The organism is Williamsia sp. Y853, from assembly GCF_056786495.1.
In genome coordinates, this window is the sequence record NZ_JBXCJC010000002.1 from 13,452 (window position 1) to 29,778 (window position 16,327).

Annotated in this window: 15 protein-coding genes and 1 tRNA gene; 4 read left to right on the forward strand and 12 right to left on the reverse strand. The window is 64.3% G+C overall.

The genetic code is table 11. The features are described from left to right. Positions 1–29: 29 nt before the first annotated feature. From prmC to rpmE, 3 genes are all read right to left on the reverse strand, one after another. Entirely contained in the window at positions 30–878 is an 849-nt protein-coding gene (prmC, locus tag AC1TPF_RS12090; RefSeq protein ID WP_482144136.1) for a peptide chain release factor N(5)-glutamine methyltransferase, read from the reverse strand. Then, on the reverse strand, positions 875–1,951 hold the full coding sequence (gene prfA / locus AC1TPF_RS12095) for a peptide chain release factor 1 (protein WP_482138685.1): 1,077 nt from the start codon (positions 1,949–1,951) through the stop codon (positions 875–877). The genes prmC and prfA overlap by 4 nt, the downstream gene beginning before the upstream one ends. Positions 1,952–2,099: 148 nt before the next feature. After that, entirely contained in the window at positions 2,100–2,336 is a 237-nt protein-coding gene (rpmE, locus tag AC1TPF_RS12100; protein WP_482138683.1) for a 50S ribosomal protein L31, read from the reverse strand. Between the two features lie 200 nt (positions 2,337–2,536). On the opposite strand from rpmE, the gene AC1TPF_RS12105 reads away from it, so the two are divergent. Both AC1TPF_RS12105 and AC1TPF_RS12110 read left to right on the forward strand, forming a co-directional pair. Continuing rightward, a complete protein-coding gene (locus AC1TPF_RS12105) occupies positions 2,537–3,253 on the forward strand; it encodes a DUF3105 domain-containing protein (RefSeq protein ID WP_482144138.1) in 717 nt (238 codons plus the stop codon). Positions 3,254–3,387: 134 nt separating this feature from the next. Next, entirely contained in the window at positions 3,388–4,098 is a 711-nt protein-coding gene (locus AC1TPF_RS12110) for a DUF3105 domain-containing protein (protein ID WP_482144139.1), read from the forward strand. A 62-nt stretch (positions 4,099–4,160) separates the two neighbouring features. On the opposite strand, the gene rho is transcribed toward AC1TPF_RS12110, so the two are convergent. The 6 genes from rho to argS all read right to left on the reverse strand — a co-directional run bounded on the left by rho (position 4,161) and on the right by argS (position 13,124). Further along, the gene (gene rho / locus AC1TPF_RS12115; protein ID WP_482144141.1) at positions 4,161–6,338 is read right to left on the reverse strand and encodes a transcription termination factor Rho; all 2,178 of its coding nucleotides are present in this window, start codon (positions 6,336–6,338) and stop codon (positions 4,161–4,163) included. Between the two features lie 307 nt (positions 6,339–6,645). Further along, complete coding sequence (gene thrB / locus AC1TPF_RS12120; RefSeq protein ID WP_482144143.1) at positions 6,646–7,605, reverse strand: homoserine kinase; 960 nt, start codon at positions 7,603–7,605, stop codon at positions 6,646–6,648. A gap of 54 nt (positions 7,606–7,659) precedes the next feature. Beyond that, complete coding sequence (gene thrC / locus AC1TPF_RS12125; protein ID WP_482138675.1) at positions 7,660–8,739, reverse strand: threonine synthase; 1,080 nt, start codon at positions 8,737–8,739, stop codon at positions 7,660–7,662. Then, complete coding sequence (locus AC1TPF_RS12130) at positions 8,732–10,042, reverse strand: homoserine dehydrogenase (protein ID WP_482138674.1); 1,311 nt, start codon at positions 10,040–10,042, stop codon at positions 8,732–8,734. The genes thrC and AC1TPF_RS12130 overlap by 8 nt, the downstream gene beginning before the upstream one ends. Further along, on the reverse strand, positions 10,039–11,475 hold the full coding sequence (gene lysA / locus AC1TPF_RS12135; protein WP_482138672.1) for a diaminopimelate decarboxylase: 1,437 nt from the start codon (positions 11,473–11,475) through the stop codon (positions 10,039–10,041). Before lysA ends, AC1TPF_RS12130 begins: the two co-directional genes overlap by 4 nt. Then, entirely contained in the window at positions 11,472–13,124 is a 1,653-nt protein-coding gene (gene argS, locus AC1TPF_RS12140; protein ID WP_482144144.1) for an arginine--tRNA ligase, read from the reverse strand. Before argS ends, lysA begins: the two co-directional genes overlap by 4 nt. A gap of 193 nt (positions 13,125–13,317) precedes the next feature. Here argS and AC1TPF_RS12145 point away from each other — a divergent pair, with 193 nt between their 5' ends. Together AC1TPF_RS12145 and AC1TPF_RS12150 are read left to right on the forward strand one after the other, a co-directional pair. Next, positions 13,318–14,181: a DUF3105 domain-containing protein gene (locus AC1TPF_RS12145; protein WP_482138668.1), complete on the forward strand. Its 864-nt coding sequence runs from the start codon at positions 13,318–13,320 to the stop codon at positions 14,179–14,181. Next, a complete protein-coding gene (locus AC1TPF_RS12150) occupies positions 14,181–14,945 on the forward strand; it encodes a DUF305 domain-containing protein (RefSeq protein ID WP_482144146.1) in 765 nt (254 codons plus the stop codon). Before AC1TPF_RS12145 ends, AC1TPF_RS12150 begins: the two co-directional genes overlap by 1 nt. Positions 14,946–15,026: 81 nt before the next feature. Here AC1TPF_RS12150 and AC1TPF_RS12155 read toward each other — a convergent pair whose 3' ends face one another. From AC1TPF_RS12155 to AC1TPF_RS12165, 3 genes are all read right to left on the reverse strand, one after another. Then, on the reverse strand, positions 15,027–15,437 hold the full coding sequence (locus AC1TPF_RS12155; protein ID WP_482138664.1) for a DUF5313 family protein: 411 nt from the start codon (positions 15,435–15,437) through the stop codon (positions 15,027–15,029). Between the two features lie 28 nt (positions 15,438–15,465). Continuing rightward, positions 15,466–15,948: a MarR family winged helix-turn-helix transcriptional regulator gene (locus tag AC1TPF_RS12160; protein WP_482144148.1), complete on the reverse strand. Its 483-nt coding sequence runs from the start codon at positions 15,946–15,948 to the stop codon at positions 15,466–15,468. Between the two features lie 250 nt (positions 15,949–16,198). Continuing rightward, positions 16,199–16,271 (reverse strand) — tRNA-Arg (locus tag AC1TPF_RS12165). Positions 16,272–16,327: the final 56 nt, after the last annotated feature.

Here is a 16,327-nt window from a genome sequence, read left to right on the forward strand (position 1 = left end):
GTCCATCCTTGCACGTTGCCTGCGTGCGATCAGCGACGCGTGGCGGTGACAAACCGCGCGCGTCCGGCGAGATCGGGTTTCTGGGTGATCGAGTCGAAGTTGCCGTCCGTATCGAGCGCATCCATCACCAGGTCACCGGTGCTGTCGTCGTGCTCGATCCCGACTGCGCAACCCGGCCGCAGGATCCGCGCGATCACCGAGATCATCGGCGTGATCACCGACATCCCGTCGGCACCACCGAACAACGCCAGTGCCGGATCGTAATCGGCCACCTCGACCGGCAGGTCCGCGCCCACCGGGATGTAGGGCGGATTCGACACCACCAGGTCAGCCCTGATGTCCGACAAGATGTTCGGGTCGGCCGCATCGCCCAGGTGGACGGTGACCCGTTCCCGGACGTCGGCGGGCATACGAGACAAGTTGTGGCACAACCATTTATGCGCGCTGCCATCGATTTCGACCGCATGGACCCGTGCGCCGGGGTGGGACGCGGCCAAAGCCAGGGCCAGCGCGCCGCTACCGCTGCACAGATCGACGACCACGGGATGTGTCATCGTCTCGATCCGAGCCGCCGCCCACGCGTAGAGCAGTTCGGTTTCCATTCGCGGGATGAAGACCCCCCTGCCGACCTCGATGTCGATCGGCCCGAATGCGACACGTCCGATGATGTGTTGCAGTGGTTCGCGCTGCGCGCGGCGGTCGACGAGTTCGCGATAACGGGCGGCGTCGGCATCTGAGAGTTCATCGACGGCGATCAGTTCACCGACCGACCGATCGAGCACGAATGCCAGCAGCAACCCGGCATCAACCTGCGCATTCGGAACACCGGCCGCGATCAGCTGTGCGACGGCGGCGCGGCGGATATCTCTGGCGTTCACTCCGCCTCGAGGCGGGCCTGACGATCCGCGGCACGCAGCGCGTCGAGGAGCGCATCCATGTCACCGGCGAGCACCGCGTCGAGATTCTGGGCTTTGTAGCCGATGCGATGGTCGGTGACGCGGTTTTCCGGGTAGTTATAGGTGCGGATTCGCTCCGAGCGGTCGACGGTGCGGATCTGTGCGGCCCGCCCCTGCGACGCTTCGGCATTGGCGGCCTCTTCTGCGGCGGCCTGCAACCGGGCAGCCAAGACCTGCATCGCCCGCGCCTTGTTCTGCAGCTGGGAACGCTCGTTCTGGCAGGTCACCACGATCCCGGTGGGCAGATGGGTGAGCCGGACCGCGGAGTCGGTGGTGTTGACGCCCTGTCCCCCCTTGCCAGAGCTGCGATAGACGTCGACCCGGAGATCGGATTCGTCGATCTGGACCCGTTCGACCTCATCGGGTTCCGGATATATCAGGACACCGGCCGCCGAGGTGTGGATTCGGCCCTGCGACTCGGTGACCGGAACGCGCTGAACGCGGTGCACGCCGCCTTCGAACTTCAACCGGGACCACACGCCGTCCGGTCCGTCGCCCTTCGACTTGATCGAGATGGTGGCGTCCTTGTACCCGCCCAGGTCGGATTCGGTCACACCCAGGATCTGCGCCTTCCAGCCCTGACGCTCACAGTATTTGAGATACATCCGCGCGAGATCGGCGGCGAACAGCGCCGATTCCTCACCGCCGGCCCCGGACTTGACCTCCAGCACCACGTCATCGCCGTCGTGCGGATCGCGTGGGGAGAGCAGGTCGGTGAGCGTTTGATCGAGGGCAGCGACCGTCTGCTCGAGCTCCGGGATCTCTGCGGCAAAAGCACTGTCGTCGGCCGCGAGTTCGCGCGCAGCTTCCAGATCGCCCTGTGCTGCCTGAAGTTTCGTGTACGTCGCCATGATCGGAGCGAGTTCGGCGAATCGTTTGCCAACTCGCCGGGCGGCCGTCGGATCGTCGTGCAAGGACGGATCGGACATCTGGTTCTGCAAGCCGGCATGCTCGGCAAGGATGTCGTCGATCGCGGACGGATCGGAAATGCTCATGACCTGATTCCTTGACGGTGTGGCTGTGACACCCGAGTGAAGGTGGACACCCGAGTGCAGGGCGGACGGCGCGGATTGGGGCTGCGAAAGAAAAAAGAAACCGGCGCCTGACCTGCCGCAGGGCAGAGTCAGACGCCGGTCATACAAGCTAGTTGTCTGCTGCGTCTTTCTTTGCAGCGGCCCGCTTGCCGTAGCGCTTCTCGAAGCGCGCAACACGGCCACCGGTGTCGAGAATCTTCTGCTTGCCCGTGTAGAACGGGTGGCACTGCGAGCAGACCTCGACGTTGATCCGACCCGACACCTGGGTGGAGTGGGTCTGGAAAGTGTTCCCGCAGCCGCAGACCACAGTGGTCTCGACGTATTCGGGGTGGATTCCCTGCTTCATTCTGGTGTCCCTTTCATGGTCGCCGGGTCACCTGCGCGGATCGAAGGTGTGAACCGGAACCGGACTCGACCGCTCAGTATGCCAGAACAGCCTCCCGACCTGCCAATCGCTGGTACCAGTTGAGGAGCTGCCCTGTTCTTGCGGCACGATAATCCCAACAACAACGCGCCCAGATTCATTCCGGCCAGGCAGGTTTGACGTTGACACACGTAGCACGTTTCGGAACGACCGTATTTGCACTGCTCATCGGGTTGACCGCATGCAGTTCAACACAGTCGGACGATGCCTCGGGACGCCAGGAGGTCTCGCAACCGTCGGCAACGGATAGTCTCACTCTCCTGGATTTCGTACCGAGCGGACTCAATCCTGATCCCACTGATCAGATCGAGGGTGTGCTGAAGGTCTATTACCCGTCCCCGGCTCACGTCGAACGTGACGAAAAGGTGCGCTACACGTATTCGCCACCGTTCGGCGGAACCCACGACTGGGCCTGGGCCGGATGTACCGGCGTGGTGTACTCCGTCGCGATCCGCAACGAAACAGCCGTCCATTCGCTCGAACACGGGGCGGTCTGGATCACGTACAGCCCCGATCTCGACGTCGACGCGGTCGACGCGCTGGCCGAGCGGGTCGCAAATGTGGATTACACCCTCATGTCGCCGTATCCGGGTCTGGACCAACCGATCTCCCTGCAATCCTGGGGACACCAACTCAAGGTCGCGAGCGCCGACGACCCGCGGATCGACCAGTTCATCACCGCCACCAAACAGAACGCACAGTCCAACGTGTATCCCGAGGATCCGGCCGCCACCGCCCACCCGACCCCGGGGACCAGCTGCACTGCGGTGCCGGATGCCTTCGATCCCGCAGATCCCCCACCGTTCGAGCCCGGACCTGGCACGGTGCCCGAGACCTGACATCTGATCGGATGCCGGCCCTGACACGTCGCCACCTCCGACGGGTTGCCGCCCCTCACAGGATGGCGGCTCTGACAGGATGATGGCCCAGCAGAGACCAACGCCCCGATCAAGCCGATCAGACAGGTACGAACGTGAAACCAGTGGTAAAGCTTGCCGCAACCGGATTACTACTGGTCATCGGCCTGAGTGCGTGCAGTTCGTCGCAGACGGGCGAACCACACGCCGCGACCACCAGTGGCGGCAACGGTGGCAGTTCAACCCGGGCCTTCGTCCCCAGCAGCTCCAATCCCGATCCGACGGATCAGATCGACGGCGTTCGCAAGGTTTACTACCCGGCGGCCGAGCACGTTCTGGACAACCAGAAGGTGAAATACACGTACTCTCCGCCCATGGGCGGACGACACGACTCGGTCTGGGCCACCTGCACCGGAATGGTGTACCCCACCGCCATCCGGACCGAGAACGCCGTTCACTCCCTCGAACACGGCGCCGTGTGGATCACCTACAACCCGGACGATCTCGACTCAGGTGAGATCGCCGAACTCGAGCAGCGGGTCGACGGCCTCAACTACATGCTGATGTCGCCGTATCCCGGTCTGGACAAGCCGATCTCGTTGCAGTCCTGGGGACACCAACTCAAGGTCGACGACGTCGACGATCTGCGGATCGACCAGTTCATCACCGCCACCCGGCAGAACACGCAACCCGGTGTGTACGACGAAAGCCCCTCGGCAACCGGCTATCCCGAACCCGGCGCCACGTGCGCGATGGTGCCGGGACGATTCGACCCATCCGATCCCCCGCCCTTTGATCCGGGACCGGGCACCGTCCCCGAGAGCTGACGAACAAACCCACCTCTTCCCGGGTGGGAAGAAGTGGGTTTGTTGTTGGTGCCGGGGACGATTCAGTCGTCCTTCATGTTCCCCGGTGCGGTCTTCTGCACCTGCATCAGGAACTCCATGTTGTTCTTGGTCTTCTTCAACTGGCTGACCAGCAGGTCGATGGCCTGTTGCGAATCCAATCCGGAAAGTACGCGGCGCAGCTTGTGCACGATGGAGAACTCCTCCGGCGACAGCAGCAACTCGTCCTTACGGGTACTGGACAGGTTGACGTCCACGGCCGGGAACACGCGACGCTCCGAGATCTTGCGGTCCAGTTTGAGCTCGGCGTTACCGGTGCCCTTGAACTCCTCGAAGATCACGGTGTCACCGGTGGATCCGGTCTCGACCAGCGCCGAGGCAATGATCGTCAACGAGCCGCCGTTCTCGATGTTTCGAGCCGCACCCAGGAAACGCTTCGGCGGGTACAGCGCCGTGGAATCGACACCACCGGACAGGATTCGACCCGATGCCGGCGACGCGTTGTTGTAGGCGCGACCCAGGCGGGTGATCGAATCCAGCAGGACGACAACATCTTTACCGTCTTCGACGAGACGCTTGGCCCGCTCGATGGCAAGCTCGGCGACCGACGTGTGATCTGACGGCGGCCGGTCGAAGGTCGAGGCGATGACCTCACCCTTGACCGAACGCTGCATGTCGGTGACCTCTTCAGGCCGCTCGTCGACAAGTACGACCATCAGGTAGCACTCGGGGTTGTTGATCGAGATCGCGTTGGCGATGTTCTGCAGGATCGTGGTCTTACCCGCCTTGGGAGGCGAGACGATCAGCGCACGCTGGCCCTTGCCGATGGGCATGACCAGGTCGATGACGCGGGTCGAGATCCGATCGCTGGTGGTCTCCAACCGCAGTCGCTGGTTCGGGTACAGCGGGGTCAACTTGTTGAATTCCGGTCGCCGCTTGGCGGTTTCGACGTCGGCACCGTTCACCGAATCGATCCGAACCAACGGGTTGAACTTCTGACGCTGATTCGACTGGTCGCCTTCACGGGCAACCTTGACCGCACCGGTGATCGCGTCACCGCGACGCAGACCGTTCTTGCGGATCAGGTTCATCGACACGTAGACGTCGTTCGAACCGGCCAGGTAACCGGAGGTCCGTACGAACGCGTAGTTGTCTAGGACGTCGAGGATGCCCGCCACCGGCTGCAACACATCGTCGTCCGATACCTGCGGCTCGCCGCCGCCACCGGGACCGTCGGTGCGATCGCGTCCACGGCGACGCTCGCGGAAGCGGCGTCCACGACGGCCGCGGCCGTCACCATCGTCGTCGTCGGGACCGTTGTCACGATTGTTGTTGCGCGGACCGCTGTTCTGGTTGCCTGCGTTCCGGTTGTCGCCACCGCGGTTGTCGCGGTCTGCGTTCCGGTTGTCGCCACCGCGGTTGTCTCCACCGCGGTTGTCGCCACCGCGGTTGTCTCCACCCCGGTTGTCTCCACCCCGGTTGTCGCGGTCCGCGGTCCGGGTGTCGCCACCCCGGTCGCGGTTCTGTCCGCCCTCGCGGCTCTGTCCACCGGACTGGTTGTCGCGTCCGCCCTGGTTGTCACGAGCAGTGCCCTGGTTGTCACGGCCGGCTCCGACGCGGTCTTGTCCATCGCGTCCGCGACGACGCTGACGACGCGCATCAGCACCGTCGGCAGACTCGTTGTCGTCGCCTGATTCTGCGTTGACCTGCACTGAGGTGTCGGAACCGGTGTCTTTGGCTACCGACTCCGCGTTGTCGGTGGACGCGCCACGGCGCCGATCACGACGGACCGTCTCCGCCGGGGCCGACTCGCCCTTGGCCTCGGCAACCGGTGCCTTCTTGGCATCCTGCACGGCTCCGGTCTTCGCGGCCGGCTCGGTCTTCGCTTCGTTCGACTGACCATCCGCCGCGTTCGTCGGCGCGGCCACATCGGCCTTGGCCGAGGTCTTCTCGGCCGGCGCCTTGGTGGCCGTCTTGGTCTTTGCAGGCGCAGCAGCGGCGGTCGAACCGCTCTGGCGCTCCTTGATGGCCGCGATCAGGTCGCTCTTACGCATACCTGACGTGCCTTTGATGCCGAGCTCGCCGGCGAGGCCGCGCAACTCGGTGAGAACCATCCCCGACAGTCCGGTGCCACGACGACGTTCGGCTTTGGGAGTGTCGACTCCGCCGAGGTCAAGCGTGTTTTGCGCACCCTGTGCAGTGATGAGGTCCGTATCCGTCAACGGATATCCTTTCCTTCCCCCGCCGGTAGATTCGCGGGGGCAGTGTTTCTCGCACCCGGAGACCAGGTGAGAGGTGCCGCTATTTGGAGCGGTCTTTTAGGCTTTGTGTCGTATGCCGCGCTTCGATTTCACGGAATTACGCCCGCGGGCTCTGACCGTAGAATTTCACATTTCTTGTGAGAAGCACGCGTGGTGAAACTTTCGCGGCTGGACGGGTACATGCTAACCACGTTCAACAGTATGAGCAACACCCAGCGACGACGGCGTGTTCCCTAACAGTGGATGAGCCAGCTGACCCGGCCGCTTTTCAGTGTACGACTACTCCCGGCGCGATCTCTACCTCGTCGAGCACAAATCCCAGTTCAGCTGCCTTCTCATGCGACCCGTCGGGCAATGGTGACGCCGTGAGTGCAAGGACGGTCGGGCCGGCCCCGGAGACGGTGGCGGGAACCTGCCGGTCCCGTAGCCAACGAACCATTTGCGCGGTGGCAGGCATGACGGGGGCGCGGTAGTCCTGGTGCAGCCGATCCTCGGTCGCGGCGAGCAGAAGGCCCGGATCGGTGGTCAGTGCCACCACGGCGAGCGCGGCACGGCTGACGTTGAAGACCGCGTCCACCCGTGCGACCGCGTCCGGCAAGAGCCCGCGGGTGACGGCGGTCGACGACTCGACCTGCGGAATCATCACAAACGCCCGGATGGACGGATTGACGTCGAGTTTCCTGGCGAAATAGCTCACCTCGTGCGACGTATCTGTCTCCAGCGCCGCCGGAACCTCACCGCAGGCGGCCTCCGACCACGACACCACCGCCGAACCGAGAACGCTGGCCGACGCGTTGTCGGGGTGCCCTTCGAATTCCGAGGCCAACTGCACGAGCGCATCGGTCGACAACGGGGTGCCCACGCCCGCCGCGCGAACCAGTCCGGCAGCTGCGGCCAGTCCCCCGACAACCGCAGAAGCCGATGAACCCAGGCCACGGGAGTGCGGAATGCTGTTGCGGCACTCGACATCCAGACCCGGGGCCGTGACACCGGCCGCCTCGAGCCCGCGGTTGATCGCACGCACCACCAGATGGCGTTCGTCGAGGGGAACCCCTTGCGCACCTTCCCCGCTCACGCTGATCCGCAGACCGGGACCGGAGACGGTCACCGAGATGTCGTCGTAGATCCCCAGCGCGATACCCAGCGAGTCGAAGCCGGGCCCCAGATTGGCACTGGACGCAGGCACGCGAGCGCGCACCTGCAGGCCCACAGGCAGAACGGGGTTCATACCGCGCCCATCAACTCGCGAAGACGTTCGGCACGGCATGCGCCGGGGTGGTCATCAGCTCAGTCCCAGCGCGGCTGCGACCGCCACGGGGTCGACCGGGATGGCCTCGACCGGCGGGATGCCCGCCAGCGCCGTATCGGGATCCTTCAGACCGTTGCCGGTGACGGTGCAGACCACCAGTTCACCGGCGGAGATCCAGCCGTCGGCGCGGGCGGCCAGCAGGCCGGCCACACTCGCGGCCGACGCCGGCTCCACGAAGACTCCCTCGCGGCCTGCGATCAACCGGTATGCCTCGAGGAGCTTTTCGTCGGTTGCTGCCAGGAACTTGCCGCCCGATTCGTCCTTGGCCGCCACGGCCTGATTCCAGCTGGCGGGAGAGCCGATGCGGATTGCGGTGGCGATGGTTTCGGGATCCTTCACCGGAACGCCGGTCACCAGCGGCGCGGCGCCGGCAGCCTGGACACCCAACATCCGTGGTGTCGAATCGACAAGACCGTCGCGATGGTATTCGGTGTAGCCCTTCCAGTACGCGGTGATGTTTCCGGCGTTACCGACAGGCAGCGCGTGCACATCCGGAGCCCGGCCGAGCACATCCATGATCTCGAACGCTGCGGTCTTCTGACCCTCGATACGCGCCGGGTTGACCGAGTTGACCAATTCGATCTGCGGGAACTCTGCGGTCGCCTTACGGGCGAGCTCGAGGCAATCGTCGAAGTTGCCTTGCACCTGAATGATTTTCGCGCCGTGCATGACTGCCTGGGCCAGCTTGCCCATGGCGATCTTGCCCTCGGGGATCAACACCGCACAGGTGATCCCGGCGCGGGTCGCATACGCCGCGGCGGAGGCCGAGGTGTTACCGGTCGATGCGCACAGGACCGCGGTCTTGCCGTTGTTGACGGCGTTGCTGACAGCCATGGTCATCCCGCGGTCCTTGAACGAACCGGTCGGGTTGAGGCCCTCGATCTTGAGATACACGTCGCAACCGGTGATCTCGGACAGGTGCGGGGCACTGATCAGCGGGGTGCCGCCTTCGAAAAGGGTGACAACCTTCCAGTCGTCGCCGACCGGGAGCCGATCCCGGTAGGCCTCGATCAGGCCCGGCCATGCACGATGCACAGCTGCTGACTCACTCATTGGTACCCTCCAGTCGCAGAACACTCGAAACACTCAAGACCGCATCCAACTTCTCCAGCGCCGCAACGGTTTCCGACAGCGCGGCATCCGGCGCACGATGCGTGACCACAACCAGTCGGGCATCCTCACCGGCGCCTTCCTGACGAACCGTGGAGATGCTGATGTTGCGGGCGGAGAACTCACCGGCAACCGTTGCCAGAACCCCGGGTTTGTCGGCGACCCGCATCGATACGTAGTAGCGCGTACGCACGTCGCCCATCGGGGCGATCGGCAATGACGCGTAGGTCGATTCCAGCGGACCGCGTCCGCCGTGGACCTTGTTCCGTGCGGCCATCACCAGATCTCCCAACACTGCGGATGCGGTCGGTGCGCCGCCGGCACCCTGGCCGTAGAACATCAGCCGACCGGCGTTCTCGGCCTCGACCACCACGGCGTTGAAAGCGCCGTTCACCCCGGCGAGCGGGTGTTCCAACGGGACCAGCGCGGGGTAAACGCGCGCCGAGATCCGTTGGCTGCCATCTTCATCGACGATGCGCTCGCAGATCGACAACAACTTGATCGTGCAATCGAGTGCGTGCGCCGAGGCGAGATCGTCAGCGGTGATGCTCGAAATGCCCTCGCGATAAACGTTCAGCGCGGTCACCCGCGAATGGAACGCGATCGACGCCAGGATCGCTGCCTTCGCTGCGGCGTCATACCCTTCGACGTCGGCTGTGGGGTCGGCTTCGGCATATCCCAGTCGGCCGGCCTCGGCGAGGGTCTCGTTGTAGTCGCTGCCGTCGGCGTCCATCGACGAGAGGATGAAGTTGGTGGTGCCGTTGACGATTCCGGCCACCTTGGTCACAGTGTCACCGGCCAGCGACTGCATCAGTGGGCGGATCACCGGGATCGCCCCGGCCACGGCCGCCTCGAAATAGAGGTCGACCTTTGCCGTTGCCGCGGCCGTCGCCAGCTCGCCGGTGTAGTCGGCCAACAGCGCCTTGTTGGCGGTCACCACCGATTTGCCGCTCTGCAGTGCCTCACGAATGAGCATGCGCGGCGGGTCGATACCGCCCATCAGCTCGACCACGATGTCGACATCGTCGCGAGCCACGAGCTCTTCGGGCTTATCGGTGAGCAGCGCCGGGTCGATACCGCGCGGCTTGGTCAGGTCGCGAACCGCCACACCACGAATCTCCAGCGGTGCACCGACGCGGGCCGTCAGATCTGCCGCGTTGTCGGTGAGGATCCGCACCACCTCGGTACCGACGTTGCCCATTCCGAGTACCGCAACACCAATGGCGCGCGTGCCGTTCTCCGTCATTCGTTCACCTCCAGGCTCAACAAATCTTCAACGGTCTCGCGCCGCAGCATCACTCGCGATACGCCGCCCTCAACTACGACCACAGCTGGTCGGGTCACCATGTTGTACCGGCTCGACATCGTGTAGCAGTACGCGCCCGTTGCACCAACCATCAGCACATCTCCGGGCCCGACGTCGCCGGGCAGCCAACAGTCCTTGACGACGATGTCGCCGCTCTCGCAGTGCTTTCCGACCACGCGGCTGACCACCGCGTCGGCGGTCGAGATCCGGGAGGCCAGGCGCACATCGTATTCCGCCTGGTACAGCGCGGCCCGGATGTTGTCGCTCATCCCGCCGTCGACCGACACGTAGCGGCGATGCGCCCCACCCGGTGAGATCTGCACGTCTTTGACGGTGCCGACGGTGTAAAGCGTGACACCGGCCGGTCCGGCGATCGCGCGGCCCGGTTCGACCACGATGGTCGGCGTGGGTAGCCCCAGAGCCGCCGACTCGGTTTCGACGATGTGGGCGAGCTTGTCGGCAACTTCCTCGACAGGCGGCGGGTCATCCGACGGCAGGTACGAAATACCCAGTCCGCCGCCAAGATCCAGAATCGACAGCTGCGCGGCCTTGTCGAGGCCGAACTCGGCGACGACATCACGCACCAGCGACAGCACGCGGCGTGCCGCCAGCTCGAATCCGTCGACGTCGAAGATCTGTGAGCCGATGTGACTGTGTAGTCCGACCAGGCGGAGGTGCTCGGTCGCGAAGACCCGGCGGACCGCGTCCATGGCCAGGCCCCCGGCCAACGAAAATCCGAACTTCTGATCCTCGTGCGCGGTGGAGATGAACTCGTGGGTGTGCGCCTCGACGCCGACCGTGAGCCGGATGAGTACGTCCTGCACGACACCGAGGCGGCCGGCGATCTCATCGAGGCGCTCGATCTCGATCATCGAGTCCAGCACCACGTGTTCTACACCGGACGACGCAGCCAGTTCGAGTTCCGGAACCGACTTGTTGTTGCCGTGCAATGCAATTCGATCAGCCGGGAAACCCGCGCGCAGGGCGACGGTCAGCTCCCCCACCGAACAGACGTCCAGTGAGAGCCCCTCGGACTTCACCCACCGCGCAACCTCCGACGACAAAAACGCCTTGGATGCGTAGTGCACGTGCTTGGCGGAACCGAATGCCTTGGCCATCGCGGCGCAGCGGGCCCGGAAGTCGTCCTCATTGATGACAAACAGTGGCGTGCCGTACGTCTGCGCCAACTCGGTGACGGGAATGCCGCCGATCCGGGCGACATCGTTGCTGTCGCGGTCGGTGCCCTGCGGATAGACGTTGGCAGGCAACTGCGCCAGATCGGCTGCGCTGTTGGGACGTTCGGCAAGCCGCGGTTCGGCGAGAACCTCGGCAAGTATCTCCGCGTGAAGCGGGCCGACGGGGTTGGCGCTCACATTCGCTCCGGTGCGCTGACGCCGACCATCGCCAAACCGTTGGCGATGACCTGCTGGGTGGCACCGCACAGTGCCAGCCGTGCGGCATGGATGTCGGCAGGCTCTTCGTCGCCCTGCGGCAACACGCGGCAACGATCGTAGAACTTGTGGTAGGTGCTGGCCAGCGCCTCGAGGTAACGGCAAACACGGTGCGGCTCACGCAATTGCGCGGCCGTGTCGACCACTGCCGGGAAGTCGCCGAGTGTGCGGATCAGGTCGCCTTCGGCCGGATCGACCAGCAACTCGAGGTGATCGGAGGAGCCGACCAGACCCAGTGCCGCCGCGTTACGAGCGATCGCGCAGAGCCGGGCGTGTGCGTATTGCACGTAGTAGACCGGGTTCTCGTTCGACTGACTGACGAGCAGGTTCAGGTCGATGTCGATGTTGACGTCCACCGAGGACCGGATCAGCGAATAGCGGGCGGCGTCGACACCAACGGCCTCGACCAGATCATCGAGGGTGATCACGGTTCCGGCGCGCTTGCTCATCCGTACCGGTTGCCCGTCCTTGACCAGGTTGACCATCTGGCCGATCAGAACCTCCAACCGGTCCGGGTCGTCACCGAGGGCGGCCGCGGCGGCCTTCAGGCGCACCACGTAACCGTGGTGGTCGGCGCCCAGCATGTAGATGCAGAGGTCGAAGCCGCGATCACGCTTGTCCTTGAAGTAGGCGATGTCACCTGCGATGTACGCCGCTTCGCCGTCACTCTTGATGACCACGCGGTCTTTGTCATCGCCGAAGGCGGTGGACCGCAGCCACCACGCACCGTCGTTCTCGTACAGGTTGCCGTTGGCCTTGAGTTCGGCGATCGCCTTGTCGACCTGACCGGACTCGAACATCTTGTTCTCGTGGGTGTAGACGTCGAAGTCGGTTCCGAACTCGTGAAGATTCTTCTTGATCTGCCCGAACATCAGGTCCACACCGTGTGAGCGGAACGTTTCGAGACGCTCCGCTTCCGGCCGACTGAGCACATCGGGCACCTCGGCGACGATCTGTGCCGCGATGTCGTTGATGTACGCGCCGGAGTAGCCGTCTTCGGGGGTCGGTTCACCCAGCGCAGCGGCCTGCAGTGATCGCGCGAACCGATCGATCTGGGCGCCGTGATCGTTGAAGTAGTACTCGCGGGTCACCGCGGCACCGGCGGCCGACAAAACCCGGCCGAGGGCGTCGCCGACGGCGGCCCAGCGGGTACCACCGAGATGGATGGGTCCGGTGGGGTTGGCCGAGACGAACTCGAGGTTCACCTTCAGACCGTCATAGATTTCACTGGTGCCGTAGGCACCGCCGCCGGTCAGTACATCGGCAACAACCGCGTTCTGCGCATCGGCAGCCAGTGTGATGTTCACGAATCCGGGTCCGGCGATATCCGCGGTGGCGATACCGTCGCGCGAGATGAGCTCGGTCGCGAGCCATCCGGCCAGCTCACGGGGATTCGCACCGACCTTCTTGCCGAGTTGGAGCGCAATGTTGGTGGCGTAATCGCCATGCTCAGGGTTTCGTGGGCGTTCCACGACAACAGACTCCGGCAACGCGGACACATCGAGTCCGTGGTCGGTGAGCACTGTGGAGGTGGCGGCATGCAGGAGTACCGCGAGGTCGGCGGGGGTCACGATGCACCATCCTATTGGCCGACCGATCATCAAAGACAATCGCATTGACTTGACGCCTGTCACTGCCCGAGCGGTCGGCTCGATCTTGTCAACTCTCGGCGGTGTGGAGGTGCCCACGTAGACTCTCGTATCGCCGGTGAACAAGTCGGCAGTGCGACGTCCGCTCTCCATAGAATTGCACCGAAAGAGATCCATGGCTGACGCCAAGAACCAAGGCAACATCCCGAAGAGGCCTGCGGGCTCCGGGAAGAAGAAAAAGGCTGGTCAGATACCGGTGGTCAAGGCCGGCGGTGGACGCCAGTTCCCGTGGGGCACCATCGGTGGAGTGGCGGTGGTCCTGCTCATCGTCGCCGGACTCGCCGTCTATCTGATCCCGAAGTACGAGGACAAACAGGAGGTCGCGCAGTACACGCCGTCCGCCTCGAATCCCGATCCTTCGGACAAGATCGAGGGCGTCACCAAGATCTATTACCCGGCCGGTCAGCATGTCGAGCCGACCCAGCGGGTCGCCTACGACCAGTCGCCGCCCTTCGGCGGGCCGCATGACGCCGTGTGGGCCACGTGTACCGGCGTCGCCTACCCCAACGAGTTGCGCACCGAGAACGCGGTGCACTCGCTCGAGCACGGTGCAATCTGGATCGCGTACAACCCGGAGACCATCGCCCCCGGCGACCTCGACATCCTGAAGTCGAAGGTCGACAGCGAGCAGTACATGCTGCTCTCGCCGTACCCGACGCTGGACCGGCCCATCTCGCTGCAGTCCTGGGGCCACCAGCTCAAGCTGGACTCCGCAGGCGACCCGCGTATCGACCAGTTCATCGAGGCGCTGCGCCAGAACAGCAACACCGGCGTCTACCCGGACTATCCGGACGCGACCGCCTATCCCGAGGTCGGCGCTCAGTGTGCGGCAATCCCGGGATCCTTCGATCCGAGCAACCCGCCTGCCGCCGACGTGGGACCGCTCCCGGCTGACGCGATCCAGATGGATGGCACCGGTACGACGCAGGCCACCGACGAAAGCGGCATGGTTCCGACCACGCCGAACCCGGCGGGCTGATGACGGCACCGGGCGAGGACCCCCGCGACGAGTCCGATCGGAATACCACCGATCGGCACCCGTCGCGCGGTCACCGGAGCCAGCAGACCGCGGTGCTCGTCCTCGGTGCCATCGCAGTACTTCTCGTCGGCGTTGTGGTCGGACTGTTGCTCCGCACCACGTTCGACGGTGATGACGGCAGCAACCGGCCCGCGGAGGATTCGGCTGCGGTCGGGTTCGCGCAGGATATGAGCGCACATCACCAGCAGGGCGTCGAGATGGCGACCTTGGAGCTGTACGGCGGCAGCGATCCGCAGGTCCGTAGCCTGGCCTACGACATCCTGACGACGCAGGTCAACCAGATCGGTCAGATGCAGTCCTGGCTGACCCGCTGGGACTACCCGCTGGGCAATCCTGGCCAACCCATGGCCTGGATGACCGACGGCGGCTCCGGACACGGGCATTCGACGGACAAGGGATCCACCGATTCCGGTATGGAGATGTCGACGTCCGGCGTGCCGATGCCCGGTATGGCCACCACCGAGGAGATGAACAAGCTGCGATCCCTGCAGGGCAGCGAGCTCGACATCTACTTCCTGCAACTGATGTTGCGCCACCACCAGGGCGGCATCGGAATGATGGAGTACGCGGTGGAGCCCGACCATGTCAACGAGGAGTTTGTCCGCGAACTGGCCCAGCAGATGATCAACGTTCAGAGTTCCGAGTCGGAGACCATGACGAAGATGCTCGAGAGCCGCGGCGCTGCACCACTTCCGATGAACTGATCAGACCAACAACTGATCAACACACGAAAAGCCCCTGTCCGATGTCGGACAGGGGCTTTTCGTTGTTCGGTGCAGAGGTGATCAGCTCAGGTGGCGCCGTTGTTGCACCGGGACGCTGCGGCCGTGGATCTTCTCGTAGGCGACCCGGTTCGCATCATGCTTGCGCGCCTGTGCGGGGCTCTCGAGGTCGGCGGGCAGCCCATGGAGTTCGAGCCGGTGTTCACGGTTCATCTGCATGTAGGCACTGCAGTAGAACAGCGCCAGGATGAGTCCGAGCAGGATCATCGCCAGCCGCAAGTAGATCGGCCCCGGGAAGAGCAGGAACAGCGCGAACACGGGGAGGAACGGGATCATGCCACGCACGAGGTGCCGCGCAACCCGCCAGCGGCCCGTCAGGTCGTGCCGAACCCAATCCTGCAACTCGTCGGGCAGCTTGCGCCCCCAGCTGTAGGCGATCCACTGCCAGGGGTTCGGCCGTTTGCGCTGCGTCATCTTGTTACTCCTGAAATGCATTGGAACCCTACGGTTCCAGGGTGATCGAGCCGGTGGCGATGGCCGCTTCCGCCGCCTGGTTTACGGTGCCGAGAACCCGGTGCAGTTCTTCGAGAACATCAAGATCCACGCCGAGCGTCCGGACGACCGCGTACGGGATCTTCTCGGCCTGGGTCCGGAGGTCACGTCCGGCCTCGGTGAGTTCGACGACCAATTGCCGCTCGTCGGTGACACTGCGTGTGCGAGTGATCAATCCGGCCGCCTCGAGGCGTTTGAGCAGCGGCGAGAGTGTCGGCGAATCGAGCCGAAGGGCTTCGGCGATCTCACGCACCGACATCGGCGCCCGCTCCCACAACGCGAGCATCACCAGGTACTGCGGATGCGTCAGTCCCAACGGCTCCAACAGCGGCCGGTACACACCGAGTACCGTCCGGTTGGCCACGGCCAGCGCAAAGCAGACCTGCCGTTCGAGCGCCAACGGATCGCCCTGGATCAACAGCCCATCAGACATCGCACCTCTTTGATCGTGCCAACATAGTTATCGCACTAACTATATGTCCACGAAGGAGTTGATGCAATGTCCGTGAACGTGGACTGAACCACAGTTCGGTACCGGAGGCCTACTGGCCGGGAACGCCGAATCCTACCGGTTCGCCAACGGGTCGACGACTTCCACTGAACCACAACGCTATTGACGCGGTACCTGGAAGAAGAACGGCAACTCGGCTTGAAAAGCGGAGCGTTGCCAGAAAGAAAATAAGTGCCCCCGGCAGGATTCGAACCTGCGGCCTTCCGCTCCGGAGGCGGACGCTCTATCCCCTGAGCTACGGGGGCTCATCGGGCGAGGATCAGCGTAGCGCATCAGACTCAGCCAACCCAAAACGCCAGGA

Excerpts from the sequence above, each read along its gene's own strand:
- AC1TPF_RS12155 (WP_482138664.1), bottom strand. The coding sequence starts at position 15,437 with ATGACGCAGCGCAAACGGCCGAACCCCTGGCAGTGGATCGCCTACAGC.
- rpmE (WP_482138683.1), bottom strand. The coding sequence starts at position 2,336 with ATGAAGCAGGGAATCCACCCCGAATACGTCGAGACCACTGTGGTCTGC.
- prfA (WP_482138685.1), bottom strand. The coding sequence starts at position 1,951 with ATGAGCATTTCCGATCCGTCCGCGATCGACGACATCCTTGCCGAGCAT.
- AC1TPF_RS12150 (WP_482144146.1), top strand. The coding sequence starts at position 14,181 with ATGACGGCACCGGGCGAGGACCCCCGCGACGAGTCCGATCGGAATACC.
- AC1TPF_RS12130 (WP_482138674.1), bottom strand. The coding sequence starts at position 10,042 with ATGACGGAGAACGGCACGCGCGCCATTGGTGTTGCGGTACTCGGAATG.
- thrB (WP_482144143.1), bottom strand. The coding sequence starts at position 7,605 with ATGAACCCCGTTCTGCCTGTGGGCCTGCAGGTGCGCGCTCGCGTGCCT.
- AC1TPF_RS12160 (WP_482144148.1), bottom strand. The coding sequence starts at position 15,948 with ATGTCTGATGGGCTGTTGATCCAGGGCGATCCGTTGGCGCTCGAACGG.
- thrC (WP_482138675.1), bottom strand. The coding sequence starts at position 8,739 with ATGAGTGAGTCAGCAGCTGTGCATCGTGCATGGCCGGGCCTGATCGAG.
- AC1TPF_RS12145 (WP_482138668.1), top strand. The coding sequence starts at position 13,318 with ATGGCTGACGCCAAGAACCAAGGCAACATCCCGAAGAGGCCTGCGGGC.